This window comes from Pseudomonas sp. NFPP24, from assembly GCF_900112095.1.
Classification (GTDB): Bacteria; Pseudomonadota; Gammaproteobacteria; order Pseudomonadales; family Pseudomonadaceae; genus Aquipseudomonas; species Aquipseudomonas extremorientalis.
Genome location: NZ_FOKD01000003.1, coordinates 160404 through 176465, shown reverse-complemented (window position 1 = coordinate 176465; position 16062 = coordinate 160404). Strand labels below are relative to the sequence as shown.

Here is a 16062-nt window from a genome sequence, read left to right as displayed (position 1 = left end):
TGCCATGAATGTTTTACGTGTGTTGCTGCTGTTGCCCCTGGCGCTGATGGGTTGCCAGACCCACCTGGCGCCGACGTACTACTCATCCGAATACCGCGCCGATGGCTTGCCGACCCAATGCCAGCAACCCCCGGCGACGGACACCATTGGGCTGGGCGAGGATTTCAAGCCGACGTTGGCGCTGGGCTGTGCGAACAATTTGAACCTGATGCAGATGGTCGAGCGCAAGCAGGACCTGACCCAAGGCCGCCCTACAGGGCCGGCCATGGCCGCGCCAGTGGGCCGCGCTGCCCAGGTGTACATCGAAGGGTTTGACCGCGAGCAATTGCAGCGGCGCAAGGATCAGCAGGAAGCCAAGGCCGATGCGGCGGGGGGCAAGCAATGACCTGTGTTGCTTGTTGTGGCGAGCGGGCTTGCCCCGCGTTGGGGCGCGAAGCGGCCCCTGTCAAATTCACCGCATTCCAACAGACAGTTCTCAGCGCCTGGTTTTGGGGCTGCTTCGCAGCCCAACGCGGGGCAAGCCCGCTCGCCACAACAGGCCCGCTCACCACAACAACCCTGCTCACCACAGAACGCTCATCCACAACAGATTCAACGCGAATCAACCAACCCCAGCTCTCGTGCCTGGGCCAGCGGATCACTGATCGCCTTGATCCGCTTGGCTTCATCCACCAACCGCGCCCTTTCGGCTGCGGGAATATCGTCCAACGGCAGCGCAGCGACGCGGTCTTCATGTCCTGTCAACACCATCACCAACAACTCATTGCGCTGATGCCGCGCCAAGGCACGGGGCGACTGGGTAACGGGAGCGATGGTGTCCAACGCCTGCTGCGACTGCCCGCCCAGCGCATACGCCAGGGCCAGGTTGCAGCGGTTGTCGAGGTCGTCGGGCTTGAGGCTCAGGCTCCTGGCGAACGCGGTTTGCGCCGCAGCGGCCTGGCCATTGAGGATCTGCGCGACACCCAGGCGGGTGTACGCAACCGGCAAGCCGCTGATCCCGGCGGCCTGGCCCAGGGCGGTGACGGCGCGCTGAGTCTTGCCCACTTGCAATTGCGCGGTGCCCAGGCCGAGCAGGGCTTCGGCATTGCGGGCGTCGAACCCCAGGGCCTGCTGGAAGGCGCGCTCGGCGCCCGCCGCATCCTTGGCGTCGAGCCTGGCCTGGCCGAGCTTGAGCCACAGCTCGATACCCGCGCCGGGTTGCTGCGCCGCCCGCTCGTACAGCGCTGCCGCACTGGCGTAGTCGCCGCGCTGGCTCAGGTCATTGGCCAGTTGCAGGGACTTGTCGGCATCGGTCGCAGGTGGGTGGGCGCAGGCGGTCAGCAGCAGGGTACTGGCGAGCAGAAATCTAGGGGTCATCGTCACAACTCGTCTGGCGAAGGCGGAGGCCATGTAAGCATATTTTTGATGGCTGTCCTATGCCTGTTCAGCGCCAGTTTCGCCCACGCTGCCCAAGAGCCTGACTGGTTCTCCCAACCCTACGCCTACGTGCTGGTGGACCAGGACGTGCGCAGTGCCCTGGAAGAATTCGGGCACAACCTCGATGTGCCGCTGGTGCTCTCCGACAAGGTCCGCGGCAAGGCCCGCAGCACGATTCGCACGGCCACCGCCGGGGAGTTCCTGCAAACCCTGTGCAGCACCAACGGCCTCACCTGGTACTTCGACGGCAACCTCTTGTACCTCAACGCCAGCGATGAAATCAGCACCAGGCTCTTCAAGGCCAGTGCCCTGGACCTCGACCAGTTGCAGGCCTACCTCGGCAACCTCGATGTTTTCGGCCAGCAGTTGTCCATGCGCAACGGCCCCGAGGGCGATGAAGTGTTCGTGTCCGGGCCACCGCCGTACCTGGCGTTGGTGCAGCAGCATGTCGATCACCTGCAACCCAAGGTCACCGCCGCCCCGGTGGCGCGCGAGCGCGGTGTGCGGGTATTCCGTGGCGCCCAAGTCAGTACCGAAACCCCAACCCAGTAAAGGAGCAGCACCATGTCCGTAACGGCCGTAGACAGCAATCTCGCCCCTGGTGGCGCCAGCCCTGAAGCCAGGTTCAACGCGGCGGTGGATAACGCCAAGGCCGCCGATAAGCCCGCCGAGCCCACCGACGCCGAACTCACCGATTCGTTCATCACCCAGGCGGTCACTTACGGCGGCCAGTTCATCATCATGCCGAAGATGCAGGAACTGCTGAACGACGCCATGTCCGATGACGACGAAGAGTAGGAAGCCCCTATGACTATCAGTCTCGCCGCCGGCGCTTCGGCGTTGCCGCCGTCTGCCGGCGCGGGGCCCGCCGGGGCCTCGCAGAACCTGTTCGAGCACATGGCCAACACCGCCAAGGGCATGCCCGAAGGCGCCAGCCCGCACCAGATCGGCTCGGGCCTGATGGAGCGCATGAACAGTTTCATCGACCGTACGCGGGCGTTTTCCGAGCGCGCCGACCTGCTCACCAATAATCCTTCGGCACCGCCGCCGGCCCAGGCAGAAATCCGTACCGCCAGTGCTTCGATCCAGGGTGAACCCGGGAAAAAAGTCGGCGAGCAACAGGTCGACCAGATCGTCCACTCCCTGGGCAAGATGTTCGATTACTCCATCGAAACCCAGATGGTGGTGCGCGGTGCGACGCAGATTTCCGGGTCCGCCAACACGCTGCTCAAGGGGCAATAACATCATGCCAAGCCCAAACCGTGCGCTGCGCCTGTTGCTGATTGGCCTGCTCGCCGGCCTGTTGCAGGCGTGCAACACCGACCTCTACACCAACCTCAGCGAGCGCGACGCCAACGCCATGGTCGCGGTACTGCTGCGCGGTGGCGTCCCGGCCGAGCGCAAGGCCCAAGACAACGGCCAGCTCAAGGTGGTGGTCGATGAGTCACGCTTTGCCGAAGCCATGACCCTGCTCGACAACGCCGGCCTGCCGCAGCAGAGTTTTTCCAACATGGGCGAGGTGTTCAAGGGCAATGGCCTGGTGTCGTCGCCGGTGCAGGAGCGGGCGCAGATGATCTATGCGCTCAGCGAAGAGCTTTCGCATTCGGTATCGCAGATCGACGGCATCGTCGCTGCCCGCGTGCACGTGGTGCTGCCGGACAACGACCTGCTCAAGCGCGTGATCTCGCCGTCATCGGCCTCGGTACTGGTGCGTTACGACCCGGGCACCGACATCAATACGCTGATCCCGCAGATCAAGACCCTGGTCGCCAACGGTATTTCCGGGCTGAGTTACGACGGCGTTTCGGTGACGGCGATCAAGGCCGCCGTCGCCATCAGCCAGAACCCGGCGCAACCGCGCCTGGCGCGCTTCATGGGCCTGTGGCTGCTGGAAGACAACCTGGCCCAGGCGCGGCTGATGTTCGGGGCCTTGTTGCTGATCGCACTCGGTGCGGTGGGTGTGCTCGCCCGTCAGCAGTGGGCACGTCGTCAGTCCCAGGCGTTGTATGTGCTCAAGGAGGGTGAATGAGTTTGTTCGAACGCTGGCAGGGGCTGATTGCCGAACCGCTGCGGTTTGTGCGCGGGCCGAGCCTGGGGGCATGTTTTACCGATGAATTGCCAGACGCCGTGCTGCAGGCGATGCAGGGCCAGCCACGCTTTCGCCAGCGCCTGGAGCAGTTGCTGGTCAGCCATTATCAACTGGCACCCATGGCGCAATTGACCACGCCAATGGCGGCGGACTTGGCGGTGCTGTTGTTATCGCCGGCACAGTTTGCCCGCTTGCCGAGGTTGTGCGGCGCCATCTGGCACGCCCCGACCCTGAGCCGCGAGATCCGTCGCGAGGTGGTTAACGAATTGCGCGAAGGCCTGGGCGCTGAGGTCTTCGTGAGTGCCCTGGCCTTGCGCCAACTCGGTGGTGCGGCGGATCTGCTGCGCGAGCCGGTCGAGTTGGTCGACGCCGTCGACCGCGATGGCCAAGGCTGTGTCGCGGCCTGGCTGCACGCCCAGCACGCCGACTGGCAGGGCTGGCTGCGTTTGCGCTTTGCCTTTCCCCAGGGCCACGGCGCCCGTGTACCGCGCGACCTGGAAATCGTCCAGGCCGCCGCTGCGTGCCTGCTGGCCGAGGAGATCACGCCATGAGTGAACTGCCAAGCCGTCCCACCGCCCGCATCCTGCGCGCCGAAGACGCCGCGTTGTGGAGCGATGGCTTTGCCTTCCTGCAAGCGGCCAAGGCGCAGGCCGAGCAGATCCGCGCCGACAGCGAGCAATGGCTGAGCAGTGCCCGCGCAGAGGGCTTTGAAAGTGCCCGGCAAGCCGGCGCTGAACAGGTGGCGCAACTGCTGCTCGCTACCCAAGCCCAGGTGCAGCATTACTTGAGCAGTCTGGAAACGTCCCTGGTCGACCTGGCCCTGGGTATCGTGCATGAAGTGCTGGGGGAGTTGGACAACGCCGAGCGTGTGGTGCGCAGTACCCGCCAGGCGTTGAGTGCATTTCGCCAGGACCAGGCCCTGACCTTGTGGGTGCCGCCGGCGGACGTGGATGCCCTGCGCCAACGCCTCAAGCTGGAGGGATTGGCGATTGCGGTGGATGCGGATGAACAGCTGAGCGCCGGACAGGCTCGCCTGAACAGCCCGGCCGGCTCCGTGGAGCTGGGCCTCGACGCCCAATTGCAGAACCTGCGTCGCAGCCTGCTGCCCTTTGCCGAAGAGGGCCTGGCATGAACCTGGAACAGCTGCTGCCACGCCTCTGCGAGCGCCTGGCCCAGGCGCGCCCGCGGCCGATGCACGGCACCGTGCTGAGCATTCGCGGTGTATTGCTGCGCGCCAGTGTGGCCGGGGCGAGCATCGGTGAGCTGTGCCAGCTGCGCGACCCCGGCAGCGCCCGCAGCCTGAGCGCCGAGGTGATCGGTTTTGACGGTGACGAGGCCATCCTGTCGCCCATCGGCTCCATGGAAGGCCTGTCCACGCGCACCCAAATCACCGCCACTGGCGAGACCCTGGGCGTGGCCGTCGGGGATGCGCAGCTCGGCCGGGTCATCAGCCCCATGGGCGATTTCCTCGACGGCGACGGCATGCCGCCGACCGTGGCCTTGCAGCACTACCCGCTGCACGCTGAACCCCCGGCAGCGTTTTCGCGACAGTTGATCGTGCGTTCCATGGCCCTGGGCATTCGCTCCATCGATGGTCTGCTGACCCTGGCCCAGGGCCAACGCATGGGCATCTTCGGTGAGCCCGGTGTGGGCAAGTCGTCGCTGCTCGCCAGCATCATCCGCAACAGCGAAGCCGATGTGATCGTGATCGGCCTGATCGGCGAGCGCGGCCGGGAAGTGCGTGAATTGCTCGATGTGCAGCTCGACGCCCAGGCCCGTGCGCGCACGGTGGCGGTGGTTGCCACTTCGGATCGCCCGGCGGCCGAGCGGGTGCGTGCGGCGTTTGTCGCCACCACCCTGGCCGAGTACCACCGCGACCAGGGCCGCAACGTATTGCTGTTGATGGACAGCCTCACGCGTTTCGCCCGGGCCCAGCGCGAGATCGGCTTGGCGGTGGGCGAGCCGCCGACCCGGCGCGGTTATCCGCCGTCGTTCTTTTCGGCCTTGCCGCGTTTGCTGGAACGCGCCGGCCCCGGGCCCACCGGCAGCATTACCGCGCTGTACACCGTGCTGACCGAGGGTGATGCCGCCAGCGATCCGGTGGCCGAAGAGGCCCGTTCGATCCTCGACGGGCATATCGCCTTGAGTGCCGAGTTGGCCCAGCGCAACTACTTTCCGGCGGTCGATGTGTTGCGCAGTCGCAGCCGTTTGATGGAGCAGGTCGCCGGTGAAGAGCACAAGCGGCTGGCGATGCGCATGCGTGAATTGATGGCGCGGTATGGCGAGATCGAAATGCTGATCCGCGTGGGGGAGTACTCCGCCGGCAGCGATCCTTTGGCCGATGAAGCGATCAACCGCCACGCCGCTATCGAAGCCTTCCTGCGCCAGAACGCGGGTGAGCCGAGCAACCTGGAACAGACCCTGGCCCACATGCGCCGGGTACTGGCATGAACAAGGAGCAAATCCAATGAAAACCCAACAACTACGCACCCTGCAAACTCTGCGGGTGTTGCGTGAACAGCGGGCCGCCAGCCAACTGGCCGCGCAGCAGCAACGCTGCGAGCAGACCCACGGTGTGCTGACCGACGCCAAGGAGCAATTGCGCCTGCACCGTGAGGCGATTGCCGAAGAAGCGCGGCAGGTTTATGCGTCCCTGACCGAAGGCCTGTCGGTCGCCAGTTGGCAGGCCGCCCAGGATCGCCTGCGCGGCCTGTCGGATGACCAGCAGCAACTGGAAAACGATGTGGCTCACGTGTCCACCACGCTGCAAAGCCAGGAGCGCGAGCGCGATGTGTTCCGTCAGGAGCGCCTGAGCCGCCAGCGACAGTCCGAGGCCTGGCAAAGCCTGCTTGAGGGGCGTGAAAGCGCCGAGCGCCGGGTGGGCGAGCTGCGTGATGAAGGCGCCGGCACATGATTCCAGCCCTTGCCGATCCGCTGTCGCCGTGGCTGACCCACCACGACCCGGCGTTACTGGCTCTGCACAACCAATTGCACCGCCGCTGCCGTCCCTGGCAGGGCCGTTGCGGCGGGCAGGACTTGCGCGTGAGCTGGGCCGCCGCAGCGCGCCGCCTTGACGCGCCGCGTCATGTGCCGCTGTCGCTTGGCGGTGCCGCGATGCGCCTGAGTTTGCCCGCTGCGGCGCTGGAGCAACTGATGCTGCCGTTGGCGCTGCCGTTCGATGTGCAGCCGTTGCCTGCGCTGCCGCGCGCGTTGTTGCTGGAGCTGGCGTTGCTCGACCTGATCGAAAGCCTGGAGCCGTTGCTCGGTCACCCGCTGCAGGTGCTCGAAGCCGGTGATGAGCAGGGCGTGTTTGCCCTGCGGCTGGCGCTGGAGTTGACCTTCGGCAACCAGCCCGCCATGAGCGCCCAGTTGGACCTGAGCGAAAGCGCCGCCGTACTGGTCACGCAGTTGCTGGCGCAATACGCCGAGGTCGAACCCGACCCCTTGCCAGGCCTGCGCCAGACCCTGGCGGTGGTGGCGGGGCGCCAGTGGCTGTCCCTCGGTGAACTGCGCAGCCTGCGCCCCGGTGATGTGCTGATGCTGGAACAAGGCCCGGGCCTGTTGCTCGACCTCGATGGCCGCCTGCAGGCGCGCTGCCAATACCAGGGCGAAGTCCTGCGCCTGCAGGAAGCCTTGAAAGCCCCCTTTGTGGAACCGGAGAACCCCATGACTGATGTTGATGCCGCCGTTGCGCTGGATGCCCTGCCGTTGAAACTGGTGTGCCAGGTGGGCAGCCTGGAACTGACCCTGGCGCAATTGCGTGAACTGGGCGCCGGCAGCCTGTTGCAGCTCGACACGCCGGGCGTGGACAGCGTCGACCTGATGGTCAACGGCCGCCGCGTCGGCCAGGGCCAACTGGTGAAAATCGGTGACGGCCTGGGTGTGCGCCTGCTGAGTTTTGCCACCCCATGACCGGTTATCAGCCGAACCTGATCGAGATCATCCTGGTCGTTGCGACGATCGGGCTGATCCCGCTGGCGGTGGTGACACTCACCGGGTTCATGAAGATCTCGGTGGTGCTGTTCCTGATCCGTAACGCCCTTGGCGTGCAACAGACGCCGCCGAACCTGGTGCTGTACGGCATCGCGTTGATCCTGTCGGTGTACGTGACCACGCCGTTGATTGGCGACATGTACCGGCAGGTGGAGGGGCGCGACCTCAACATCGAGCATGTGGAGCAACTCAAGGATTTGGGCGATGCATTGCGTCCACCGTTGCAAGCGCACCTGAAGCGGTTTGCCAATGAGTCCGAGCGCGGTTTTTTCGTGCAGGCCACCGAGACCATCTGGTCGCCTGAAGCACGCGCCGATTTGCGTGACGACGACCTGGTGGTGCTGATCCCGGCGTTCGTCAGCTCGGAACTGACCCGCGCCTTCGAGATCGGCTTTCTGCTGTACATCCCGTTCCTGGTGGTGGACTTGCTGGTGTCCAACGTGCTGATGGCCATGGGCATGTCGATGGTCTCGCCGAACCTGATCTCCATTCCGCTGAAGATTTTTTTATTCGTGTCCCTGAGCGGCTGGTCGCGCTTGATGCACGGTTTGATTCTGAGTTACGGCTGAGGCACGACCCATGGGCCAGGACGTATTCCTGTCATTGATGAAACAGGCGCTGATGACGGTGCTGATGCTCTCCGCACCGGCGCTGGGCGTGGCGATTCTTGTGGGCTTGAGCGTGGGCCTGTTCCAGGCGCTGACGCAGATCCAGGACCAGACATTACCGCAGGTAGTGAAGCTGGTCGCGGTGTTGCTGACCATCGTGTTCCTGGGGCCGGTACTCGCCGGGCAGGTGGCGGAACTCGGCGGCCAGGTGCTGGACAACTTTGCGATGTGGACGCGCTGACCGCCCATGGATGCCAGCCTGACCGCGCAGTTCCTCGAAGTCGCCTACCCGGTGATCAGCTCCGCGTCGCTTGCCGCTTGCCGTGCCATGGGCGTGGTGGTGATCACCCCGGCGTTCAACCGCCTGGGCCTCACCGGCATGATTCGCGGCTGTGTGGCCGTGGCGATTTCCATCCCGATGTTCTTCCCGGTGTTCGACGCGCTGACATCGATGCCGGAGCACGGCAGCCTGTTTATCGCCGGGTTGCTGATCAAGGAATTCCTGATCGGTATTTTGATCGGCCTGCTGTTCGGCATTCCATTCTGGGCCGCCGAGGTGGCGGGGGAGTTGATCGACCTGCAACGCGGCTCGACCATGGCGCAACTGGTGGACCCGCTGTCGTCCGGGGAATCCAGCGTGATGGCGACCCTGCTCACGGTGATGCTGATCACGCTGTTCTTCATGTCCGGCGGGTTCATCCTGATGGTCGACGGCTATTACCACAGCTACCAGCTCTGGCCGGTCACCGCGTTCACGCCGGTGTTCGCCAGCTCGGCGCTGCTGGCGGTGTTGTCGATCCTTGACCAGATCATGCGCGTCGGCGTGCTGATGGTCTCGCCGTTGCTGATCGCACTGCTGGTGACCGACCTGATGCTCGCCTACCTGTCGCGCATGGCGCCGAACCTGCATATCTTCGACCTGTCGCTGCCGGTGAAAAACCTGTTTTTCACGATCCTGATGGTGGTCTACATCGGCTTCCTGATCCCGCTGATGCTCGACCAACTGGCGGAGTTTCGCGGCACGGTCGAACTGCTCAAGACCCTGGCCGGCATGGAGTAGCCCATGGCCGATACCAGCGAAGAAAAATCCCAGCCAGCCACGGACAAGAAACTCCAGGACGCACGCAAAAAGGGCCAGGTTGCCAAGAGCCAGGACCTGGTGTCGGGCATGGTCATCCTGTTTTGCACGCTGTGCATTTCCATTCTGGCGCCACGGGCCAAGGCCCAGGTCTCGGCGCTGATCGACCTCACCGCGCTGATCTACGTCGAACCGTTCGCCACGGTGTGGCCACGGGTGCTCGACCATGCCGAGCAACTGGTGATCGGCATCACGTTGCCGGTGATGGCGGTGACCACCGGCGTGGTGATCCTGACCAATATCATCACCATGCGCGGGTTTGTGTTCTCCACGGACCCGATCAAACCCGAGTTCAAACGCATCAACCCGGCGGAGGGCATGAAGAAGATCTTTGCGCTGCGCAACCTGGTGGAGTTCATCAAGGGCCTGATCAAGGTGCAGGTGCTGGCAATCGCGTTCTACGTGGTGGGCAAGCATGCATTGCAGGCGCTGATGGAGTCGTCGCGCTGCGGTGCCGAGTGCATGCAGTCGACATTCTTCCTGGTGCTCAAGCCGCTGGTGTTTACCGTGCTGTGCGCATTCATCCTGGTGGGCGGGGTGGACGTGATGATGCAACGCTGGCTGTTCGGCCGCGACATGAAGATGACCCGCAGCGAGACCAAGCGCGAACGCAAGGACATCGACGGCGACCCGCTGATCAAAAGCGAACGCCGCCGCCAGCGCAACGAGATGCAGGCACTGGCGACCAAGTTGGGTTTGGGCCGTGCGTCCTTGATGATCGGCACCACCGACGGTTGGGTGGTTGGCGTGCGTTATGTGCGCGGGGAAACGCCGGTGCCGGTGATCGTATGCCGGGCTTCGCCGGAGGATGCGTTGTTGATGCTGCAGGAGGCGTATGACCTGGGCATTCCCCATGCGCCGGACAAAACCCTGGCAGCGGACATCGCAAAAAAGGCGGTGGCTGGCGACCCGGTACCTGATGCCGCATTCCAGGCAGTAGCGGACTGGTTGGTGGCAGCCCGTCTGATCTGAAGTAAAGACGGTGTCATCGCCTTTACTTCAGATCAGACGCGCATGGCTCCAGAGGTTGGGGCCGCCGCCACAACGGGTAAGACAGGCGCAACCGGATTGGCTGCGCCTACGACTGTTGGCGCCTTTTCGAGGGCGGTATCGACTGAGGGTCCAGGTGAATCGACAGAGGTCGCCTCTTTCACGGCAGGTTTTTCCGGGGCGCGCAGATGTTCGGGGACCTCGTTTTTCAAGGCTTTCCAGGACGGCTCAAGCGATACCGGCGGTTTTTTGGGGGGCGCGGCGGCTGGTTCCTTGTCGGGTGCTGGTTTAGCCGTCTTGTCACCTGCTATGGCTTTAATCGCTTTACCTGTGCCGTAGGTGGCGCCGGCAGTGGCCACACCGGTGACGGCACCGACAGCGATTGCTTTGCCAGCGCCAATCAAGGCGGGAATGATTGCAGCAAGAAATGGAAACATAGGTAGGGTCCTTCATTAGCCGGGACGGAAGCCGATCATGAGTGTCCAGAGCGCCTCCATCAGTTCCATTTCTTACTGCTGGGTTCAATCAATTCCGACATCGTGGTTGTCGTTGGTCCACTCCGACGGTTTGAGCGAGTACTTATCCTGGTCTGCCTGACAGGGTCATTTCACCGCTGTAAAAGCTTGTGCGATTCATCCCATGTTCAATCACTACCGGTGCTGGAGCCGCGGCAACGAGGCGATGCGCAACTTGGGTTCCTGCAACCGCGCCAGGTCGGTCGCGATCTGCGCCCGCCAAAAATGCGCGCCCGCCAACTGCGCGTCCACCCAGGCCTGGCGCAGCAGCACGGTGGCCTTGTCCACCGAGCCGTAGTGTGCCTGGCGCAGGATCAGTTGCGCCTTGATCCGCAGCATTTGCGGCACGAACCAGCGTTCATGGCGGCCGAGGGCCAATTGCAGGGTGTCTTCGAGCACTTCCAGGGCGAGTTTTTCCAGGCCCAGGCGCGCCAGGCCCAGGGCGTACTCACAGCGCAGCAGGCTATAGAGCTGGCTGTCGCCCTGGCCTTGCAGGTGGTGCAAGGCTTCGCCCAGTTGCGGCACGCCGGTTTCCGGGGCGCCTTCGCGGATCAGCAGGATGTTTTCGAAACACAGGCGAAATTGCCGCCAGATATGCAGGTCCTGGCCGGTGGTGCTGTCTTGCAGCAGGCCAAGGTAATAGCGCACTTTCGGCAGGTTGGATGCCAGCAGTGCCAGGGGTATGGCACCCAGGCACAGGGTGTACCAGAGGGTCGCAGGGTGTTCGAGGGAGATGGCTTCGTCGACGCAACTGCCGATCAGGCGCAGCGCCGGGTCGACATCGCCTTCAAGCAACTGCACCTTGGCCTTGAGGCAGCGGGCGGCGATGCGTTGGTCGAATTGCAGGTCGATGATGTGCGAACGCGGTGCCGACGGCGAGCCCAGGGCTTCATCGATGTTCTGCCGTGCCCCCATCAGGTCACCCATATGGAACAGCGCCACGGCACGCATGCGCTTGCCGAGCAATTGTTGGCTGCCGCTGCTGTTCAGCGCGATGTAGCGCTCGGCCAGTTCCAGGGCTTCAGTGTACTGGTTGCAGCCGCAGCGGTCGGTCCACAGGCCCCACAGGGCACGCAACTTGTGCTCGGCATCGCCGAGGTCGCGGGCGTCTTCGCATACCTGGCGCCAGGCGTCGCGCATCGGGCCGCCGGTGCCGTAGGTGAGCATCAGCACGCTGGCCAGGGCGGTGTGCAACAACATGCGCTGGCGCAAGGGCAGCGGGATGAGGGCGTCGCTGGCCAGGCCTTTGTCGACCCAACTGCGGCACTCGCTGATCAAGGACACCCGCAGCCACAACGGCACGCCGCCCAGGGTCAATTCGATGCCCAGGGACAGGTCGCCGGTGGGCGAGTAGGCCCAGTCGAGGGCTGCCCGGATGGTATTGATCTGCGCAGCGTAGAGGGCCAGCCAGGTGCCCGGCGACAAGCCATCCAGGGTTCGCCCGGCTTCCTGCAGCACGCCGAGCGCATAGCGCGCATGACGCTGGCAAGTGGTACGGGTTTCGCCCTGTTCGTCGAGTTTTTCCAGGGCGTAGGCGCGGGTGGTTTCCAGCAGGCGGTAGTGCTTGGGCACGGTGGATTCGCTGGCGATCAGCAGCGACTTGTCCATCAGGCTTTCGAGCAAGGGCAGGGCGTTGCGCGGGGCCAGGCGGCTGCTGGCGGTCATCGTCTTGACGGCCTCCAGGGTGAAGGAACCAGTGAACACCGCGAGCTGGCGCAGCATGGCCTGTTCGTCGTCGCTGAGCATGGCGTAGGTCCAGTCCAGGGTCGCGCTCAGGGAACGGTGCCGGGCGAGGGCGGTACGCCGGCCAGTCATTTGCAGGCGGAAGCTGCCGTCGAGCAGGCCCACCAGGTCCTGGATGCCAAAGGTGCGCACGCGGGCGGCGGCGATTTCGATCGCCAGCGCGTTGCTGTCGAGTTTGCGGCAGATCGCACTGACGGCCGCGACGTCGGCGTCGGTGAACACAAAACCCGGGTCGAGGGCGCGTACGCGTTCCACAAACAGACGCACGCCGGACCATGCCAGGGCTTGCTGGGCACTGAGGTGGGCGTGTGCGTCGGGCACCTCCAGCGGCGCCAGGTCATGCACCCGTTCGCCGTGTGCACGCAGCGGTTCGCGGCTGGTGGTAAGCACACAGCATTGCGGGGCGCTGCGCAGCAGGATTTCGACCACGTCGGCGGTGGCCGGCAGTACGTGTTCGCAATTGTCGAGCACCAGCAGCAAGCGGCGGTTGGCCAGGCTGGCGACCACACAGTGCAGCGGGTCTGCGCTGACGGTCTGGATACCCAATGCGCTGGCGAGCATGCCGGCCACCCATTGCCCGCCAGTGGCGGGGGCCAGGTCGACGAAGCACGTGCCCAGATTGAGTTCACCGGCCAGACGCTGCGCCACCGCCATGGCCACAGTGGTCTTGCCGATTCCGCCGGGGCCGGTGAGGGTGACGAAGCGCTGGCTCATGACCTGGTCGGCCAGGCTGGCGATCAAGGCGTCGCGGCCGATCACCTCAGCCGTCGGCGTCGGCAGGTTGGGCTCATCCACACGCACATAGGGCGCGGGCAGGTGCTCTTCACTGGCCGCCTGTACGGTGACGGGGGCGACAAAGCGATAGCCGCGGCCCGGCACGGTGACGATATAACTGCAGTTGCCATCGTCACCCAGCGCGCGGCGCAGCGCGACGATCTGTGCGCGCAGGTTGCATTCCTCCACCACCACCTTGGGCCAGGCGAAGGCGATCAGTTCGGCCTTCTCCAGCAATTCTCCCGCACGGGTCACCAGGGCAATCAACAGGTAGAGCGCGCGACTGCCCAGGGTGACCGGCACGCCGTTGCGCAACAACACATGCTGCTTGGCCAGTAATAGATAGGGGCCAAAGCCCAGGGTGCTGTCAGGGGCGGCCGGCGCGGGATGGTCTGCGTCCAGGAAGGACACTGCGTGGTTCTTGCTCGAGCTCATCAAATCGTCCTTTTTATAGTCAGGCTTGTTATTGGCGATCAGGCCATTCGCCCTTTTTGGGGTACAGATGTGCAGCAGCAGTCTTGGAAAAATGATGTCGATCAACCGTGTTAAAGGCTGCCCTCCTTTGGGGCGTGGTGGTTTTTATGGTGACGTCACGGCGCCTGTTTCAGGGGATGAGACTGTCTCAGAGCTGAAACATTTTATTACTAGAAATACTGATAAAGCAGAATGTATGCCAGTTGGCATGTAACAAACATGACAACAACCGCATGAAATTTATGGTGATTTTTGCGGTCGTCGACGACACGGGAGGGCCTTCGTTCGGAAAGGCGAATATTTCTAATTGTGTCGTTCGGGATGCCGAATAAAGCGCCGGGGTTTTGGCACTGTTTTATTGACTGTGTATCGAACTGTATCCCTGCACCATCCTGATACACCTGCATGACGTTCTGTCGCGTTCGCGACACAGAGCGGATACACGCCTGGCTTTAACTCTGCTCACCAGCTGGCGCAGGCGGTCACCGACCCCAAGCGCCCTGGCCACCCTCAGTCAAGCCAGGAGACTCATCTTATGAAGCGTCCTTACGCAGCCCTCGCGGCAACCCTTGCGCTGTCCCTCAGCGCCTTCGCGGCCGTGGCTCACGCCGACGAGCCCAAGCCCCAGGAAAAATGCTTTGGCGTGTCCCTCGCCGGTGCCAACGATTGCGCCGCCGGCAAAGGCACCTCGTGTGCCGGCACCGCCACCACCGACTATCAGGGCAACGCCTGGGTGCTGGTGGACAAAGGCACCTGCACCCAGATCAAGACCCCTAAAGGCTTCGGCAGCCTCACGGAGCAACCGTGATCCAGCGCCTGCTGCCCGAAGCCCTGCTGTTGCTGGTGGCGCGGGTGGCGATCGCGGCGGTGTTCTTTCTGTCGGGACGCACCAAGGTCACCGGTTGGATTGAACTCAAGCCGTCGACCTACACGCTGTTCCGCTCGGAGTACGCCTTGCCGCTGATTCCGCCGGAGTGGGCGGCGCACCTGGCGACCTACGCCGAGCACCTGTTCCCGCTGTTGCTGGTGCTGGGCCTGCTGACCCGTCCGGCCGCCGCCGCGCTACTGGGCATGACCCTGGTGATCGAGGTGTTTGTGTACCCCGATGCCTGGCCGGTGCACCTGACCTGGGCGGGGCTGTTGTTGCCGCTGCTGGCTTATGGCGGTGGGGCCTGGTCGCTGGACCGCCTGATGCTGGGCAAACGTTCTTAACTTTGATGGAGATTTCCCATGCGTATGCTTTCTTCCCTGGCCATTGCCATGGCCTTGACCGTTCCGATGCTGGCCCAGGCCGCGGATGCCCCACAGCCCGGCACCGGTAAAAGCGTGGTGATCGTGCCCGGTTCGTTTGTCGACGGCTCCGGCTGGCGTGTGGTGCACGACATCCTGATTCACAAGGGCTACAAGGTCACGGTGGTGCACCAGGGCCACGAGAATTTGGCCGCCGACGTGGCCGAGGCGCGCGAAGTGCTGGAGCAGCAAGTCGGCCCGGTGGTGCTGGTGGGTCACAGTTCCGGTGGCGGGGTGATCTCGATTGCCGGCGACCGCGACAAGGTCAAGTCGCTGGTCTACGTGTCGGCGCTGCAACCGGAAGTGGGCGAGAACATGGCCCAGTTGATCGGCTCCATGCCGGCGCCCAGCGATGACATCAAGCAGAGCCGCGACGGTCACCTGTTCTTCGACCGTGCCAGGTTCAACGCCGACTTTGCCGCCGACCTGACCACCAACCGCACCGACTTCATGGCCGCCTCCCAGGTGCCCGCGACCACTGCCCTGTTCGGCGGCACCGTGTGGGCCGCGGCCTGGCACAAAAAGCCGACCTACGCGGTGGTCTCCACCGAAGACCGTGCCCTGAGCCCCGACCTGCAGCGCTGGATGTACAAGCGTGCCGGTTCCAAGGTCACCGAAATCAAGGCCAGCCACTCGGTGTACATCTCCCAGCCCGAGGCTGTGGCGAAGGTCATCGAAGACGCTGCGTCCGTTATCAAGTAATTCACCCCAACCCTGGAGAAACACCCATGAACACTGCACTCAAATCCCGCCTGAGCCTCGCTGCCGCTGCCGCCCTTATCGCCATGGCCTCGGCCTCATTCGCCAGCGCCGCCAGCGCCGCCGACCAACAGGAAAAACCCGGGCGCTGCTACGGCGTCAACACCTGTAAAGGCACCAGCCTGTGTGCCACCGCCAAGAACGACTGCAAGGGTCTCAACAGCTGCAAGGGCGAAGGCGTGATCGTCAAGACCCCGTCCGAGTGCCTCAAGGCCGGTGGCACCTTGACCGAACCGAAGTAATCCACCCGGCGGGTCCTGTGTGGGCTCGCCA

General features: G+C 64.1%; 21 protein-coding genes. 18 read left to right on the top strand and 3 right to left on the bottom strand.

Features of this window, described 5'->3' with window-relative positions; genetic code table 11:
* Positions 1–4 precede the first annotated feature (4 nt).
* The gene (locus tag BM026_RS07680; protein ID WP_071491936.1) at positions 5–385 is read left to right on the top strand and encodes a hypothetical protein; all 381 of its coding nucleotides are present in this window, start codon (positions 5–7) and stop codon (positions 383–385) included.
* 206 nt (positions 386–591) lie between these two features.
* On the opposite strand, the gene BM026_RS07670 is transcribed toward BM026_RS07680, so the two are convergent.
* The gene (locus BM026_RS07670) at positions 592–1356 is read right to left on the bottom strand and encodes a tetratricopeptide repeat protein (protein WP_093527882.1); all 765 of its coding nucleotides are present in this window, start codon (positions 1354–1356) and stop codon (positions 592–594) included.
* Between the two features lie 48 nt (positions 1357–1404).
* On the opposite strand from BM026_RS07670, the gene BM026_RS07665 reads away from it, so the two are divergent.
* The 13 genes from BM026_RS07665 to BM026_RS07605 are packed head-to-tail and all read left to right on the top strand — an operon-like array spanning position 1405 to position 10216.
* Positions 1405–1968, top strand: coding sequence for a type III secretion protein (locus tag BM026_RS07665; RefSeq protein ID WP_093123922.1), 564 nt, complete (start codon positions 1405–1407; stop codon positions 1966–1968).
* Positions 1969–1980: 12 nt separating this feature from the next.
* Complete coding sequence (locus tag BM026_RS07660; RefSeq protein ID WP_092244980.1) at positions 1981–2214, top strand: hypothetical protein; 234 nt, start codon at positions 1981–1983, stop codon at positions 2212–2214.
* Between the two features lie 9 nt (positions 2215–2223).
* The gene (locus tag BM026_RS07655) at positions 2224–2658 is read left to right on the top strand and encodes a hypothetical protein (protein WP_093527879.1); all 435 of its coding nucleotides are present in this window, start codon (positions 2224–2226) and stop codon (positions 2656–2658) included.
* Positions 2659–2662: 4 nt separating this feature from the next.
* Positions 2663–3445: a type III secretion system inner membrane ring lipoprotein SctJ gene (gene sctJ, locus BM026_RS07650; protein ID WP_093123916.1), complete on the top strand. Its 783-nt coding sequence runs from the start codon at positions 2663–2665 to the stop codon at positions 3443–3445.
* The gene (locus tag BM026_RS07645; protein ID WP_092244986.1) at positions 3442–4056 is read left to right on the top strand and encodes a type III secretion protein; all 615 of its coding nucleotides are present in this window, start codon (positions 3442–3444) and stop codon (positions 4054–4056) included. The genes sctJ and BM026_RS07645 overlap by 4 nt, the downstream gene beginning before the upstream one ends.
* Positions 4053–4637 carry a type III secretion system stator protein SctL gene (gene sctL, locus BM026_RS07640; RefSeq protein ID WP_092244989.1) on the top strand — a complete coding sequence of 195 codons (585 nt, stop codon included), beginning with the start codon at positions 4053–4055 and terminating at the stop codon, positions 4635–4637. Before BM026_RS07645 ends, sctL begins: the two co-directional genes overlap by 4 nt.
* Positions 4634–5956 (top strand): FliI/YscN family ATPase, encoded by a 1323-nt coding sequence (locus BM026_RS07635; protein WP_093123906.1) that lies wholly within the window; start codon positions 4634–4636, stop codon positions 5954–5956. The genes sctL and BM026_RS07635 overlap by 4 nt, the downstream gene beginning before the upstream one ends.
* Positions 5957–5972: 16 nt before the next feature.
* The gene (locus BM026_RS07630; RefSeq protein ID WP_092244992.1) at positions 5973–6419 is read left to right on the top strand and encodes a hypothetical protein; all 447 of its coding nucleotides are present in this window, start codon (positions 5973–5975) and stop codon (positions 6417–6419) included.
* The gene (gene sctQ, locus BM026_RS07625; RefSeq protein WP_093512800.1) at positions 6416–7417 is read left to right on the top strand and encodes a type III secretion system cytoplasmic ring protein SctQ; all 1002 of its coding nucleotides are present in this window, start codon (positions 6416–6418) and stop codon (positions 7415–7417) included. Before BM026_RS07630 ends, sctQ begins: the two co-directional genes overlap by 4 nt.
* Positions 7414–8067, top strand: a complete 654-nt coding sequence (gene sctR, locus BM026_RS07620) for a type III secretion system export apparatus subunit SctR (RefSeq protein ID WP_017137580.1) — start codon at positions 7414–7416, stop codon at positions 8065–8067. Before sctQ ends, sctR begins: the two co-directional genes overlap by 4 nt.
* 10 nt (positions 8068–8077) lie before the next feature.
* Positions 8078–8347, top strand: coding sequence for an EscS/YscS/HrcS family type III secretion system export apparatus protein (locus BM026_RS07615; RefSeq protein WP_093123897.1), 270 nt, complete (start codon positions 8078–8080; stop codon positions 8345–8347).
* A 6-nt stretch (positions 8348–8353) separates the two neighbouring features.
* The gene (gene sctT / locus BM026_RS07610) at positions 8354–9166 is read left to right on the top strand and encodes a type III secretion system export apparatus subunit SctT (protein WP_071491925.1); all 813 of its coding nucleotides are present in this window, start codon (positions 8354–8356) and stop codon (positions 9164–9166) included.
* 3 nt (positions 9167–9169) lie between these two features.
* Positions 9170–10216, top strand: a complete 1047-nt coding sequence (locus BM026_RS07605) for an EscU/YscU/HrcU family type III secretion system export apparatus switch protein (protein WP_092245001.1) — start codon at positions 9170–9172, stop codon at positions 10214–10216.
* 32 nt (positions 10217–10248) lie between these two features.
* On the opposite strand, the gene BM026_RS07600 is transcribed toward BM026_RS07605, so the two are convergent.
* Both BM026_RS07600 and BM026_RS07595 read right to left on the bottom strand, forming a co-directional pair.
* Entirely contained in the window at positions 10249–10671 is a 423-nt protein-coding gene (locus BM026_RS07600) for a hypothetical protein (RefSeq protein ID WP_093527876.1), read from the bottom strand.
* A gap of 213 nt (positions 10672–10884) precedes the next feature.
* Positions 10885–13701: an ATP-binding protein gene (locus BM026_RS07595; RefSeq protein WP_092245527.1), complete on the bottom strand. Its 2817-nt coding sequence runs from the start codon at positions 13699–13701 to the stop codon at positions 10885–10887.
* 574 nt (positions 13702–14275) lie between these two features.
* Between BM026_RS07595 and BM026_RS07585 the strand changes: the two genes are divergently transcribed.
* The 4 genes from BM026_RS07585 to BM026_RS07570 are packed head-to-tail and all read left to right on the top strand — an operon-like array spanning position 14276 to position 16031.
* Positions 14276–14548, top strand: coding sequence for a BufA1 family periplasmic bufferin-type metallophore (locus tag BM026_RS07585; RefSeq protein WP_049712652.1), 273 nt, complete (start codon positions 14276–14278; stop codon positions 14546–14548).
* Positions 14545–14952, top strand: coding sequence for a DoxX family protein (locus tag BM026_RS07580; protein WP_093123889.1), 408 nt, complete (start codon positions 14545–14547; stop codon positions 14950–14952). The genes BM026_RS07585 and BM026_RS07580 overlap by 4 nt, the downstream gene beginning before the upstream one ends.
* A gap of 18 nt (positions 14953–14970) precedes the next feature.
* Complete coding sequence (locus BM026_RS07575) at positions 14971–15732, top strand: alpha/beta fold hydrolase (protein ID WP_071491921.1); 762 nt, start codon at positions 14971–14973, stop codon at positions 15730–15732.
* A 26-nt stretch (positions 15733–15758) separates the two neighbouring features.
* Complete coding sequence (locus BM026_RS07570) at positions 15759–16031, top strand: BufA2 family periplasmic bufferin-type metallophore (protein ID WP_093123885.1); 273 nt, start codon at positions 15759–15761, stop codon at positions 16029–16031.
* Positions 16032–16062: the final 31 nt, after the last annotated feature.

Bases quoted from the DNA above. Each gene is read 5' to 3' on its own strand.
- BM026_RS07585 (WP_049712652.1), top strand. From the start codon at position 14,276: ATGAAGCGTCCTTACGCAGCCCTCGCGGCAACCCTTGCGCTGTCCCTC.
- sctL (WP_092244989.1), top strand. From the start codon at position 4,053: ATGAGTGAACTGCCAAGCCGTCCCACCGCCCGCATCCTGCGCGCCGAA.
- sctJ (WP_093123916.1), top strand. From the start codon at position 2,663: ATGCCAAGCCCAAACCGTGCGCTGCGCCTGTTGCTGATTGGCCTGCTC.
- BM026_RS07635 (WP_093123906.1), top strand. From the start codon at position 4,634: ATGAACCTGGAACAGCTGCTGCCACGCCTCTGCGAGCGCCTGGCCCAG.
- BM026_RS07595 (WP_092245527.1), bottom strand. From the start codon at position 13,701: ATGAGCTCGAGCAAGAACCACGCAGTGTCCTTCCTGGACGCAGACCAT.
- sctT (WP_071491925.1), top strand. From the start codon at position 8,354: ATGGATGCCAGCCTGACCGCGCAGTTCCTCGAAGTCGCCTACCCGGTG.
- BM026_RS07615 (WP_093123897.1), top strand. From the start codon at position 8,078: ATGGGCCAGGACGTATTCCTGTCATTGATGAAACAGGCGCTGATGACG.
- BM026_RS07575 (WP_071491921.1), top strand. From the start codon at position 14,971: ATGCGTATGCTTTCTTCCCTGGCCATTGCCATGGCCTTGACCGTTCCG.
- BM026_RS07645 (WP_092244986.1), top strand. From the start codon at position 3,442: ATGAGTTTGTTCGAACGCTGGCAGGGGCTGATTGCCGAACCGCTGCGG.
- BM026_RS07670 (WP_093527882.1), bottom strand. From the start codon at position 1,356: ATGACCCCTAGATTTCTGCTCGCCAGTACCCTGCTGCTGACCGCCTGC.
- BM026_RS07570 (WP_093123885.1), top strand. From the start codon at position 15,759: ATGAACACTGCACTCAAATCCCGCCTGAGCCTCGCTGCCGCTGCCGCC.
- BM026_RS07665 (WP_093123922.1), top strand. From the start codon at position 1,405: ATGGCTGTCCTATGCCTGTTCAGCGCCAGTTTCGCCCACGCTGCCCAA.
- BM026_RS07630 (WP_092244992.1), top strand. From the start codon at position 5,973: ATGAAAACCCAACAACTACGCACCCTGCAAACTCTGCGGGTGTTGCGT.
- BM026_RS07680 (WP_071491936.1), top strand. From the start codon at position 5: ATGAATGTTTTACGTGTGTTGCTGCTGTTGCCCCTGGCGCTGATGGGT.
- sctQ (WP_093512800.1), top strand. From the start codon at position 6,416: ATGATTCCAGCCCTTGCCGATCCGCTGTCGCCGTGGCTGACCCACCAC.
- BM026_RS07660 (WP_092244980.1), top strand. From the start codon at position 1,981: ATGTCCGTAACGGCCGTAGACAGCAATCTCGCCCCTGGTGGCGCCAGC.
- BM026_RS07600 (WP_093527876.1), bottom strand. From the start codon at position 10,671: ATGTTTCCATTTCTTGCTGCAATCATTCCCGCCTTGATTGGCGCTGGC.
- sctR (WP_017137580.1), top strand. From the start codon at position 7,414: ATGACCGGTTATCAGCCGAACCTGATCGAGATCATCCTGGTCGTTGCG.
- BM026_RS07655 (WP_093527879.1), top strand. From the start codon at position 2,224: ATGACTATCAGTCTCGCCGCCGGCGCTTCGGCGTTGCCGCCGTCTGCC.
- BM026_RS07605 (WP_092245001.1), top strand. From the start codon at position 9,170: ATGGCCGATACCAGCGAAGAAAAATCCCAGCCAGCCACGGACAAGAAA.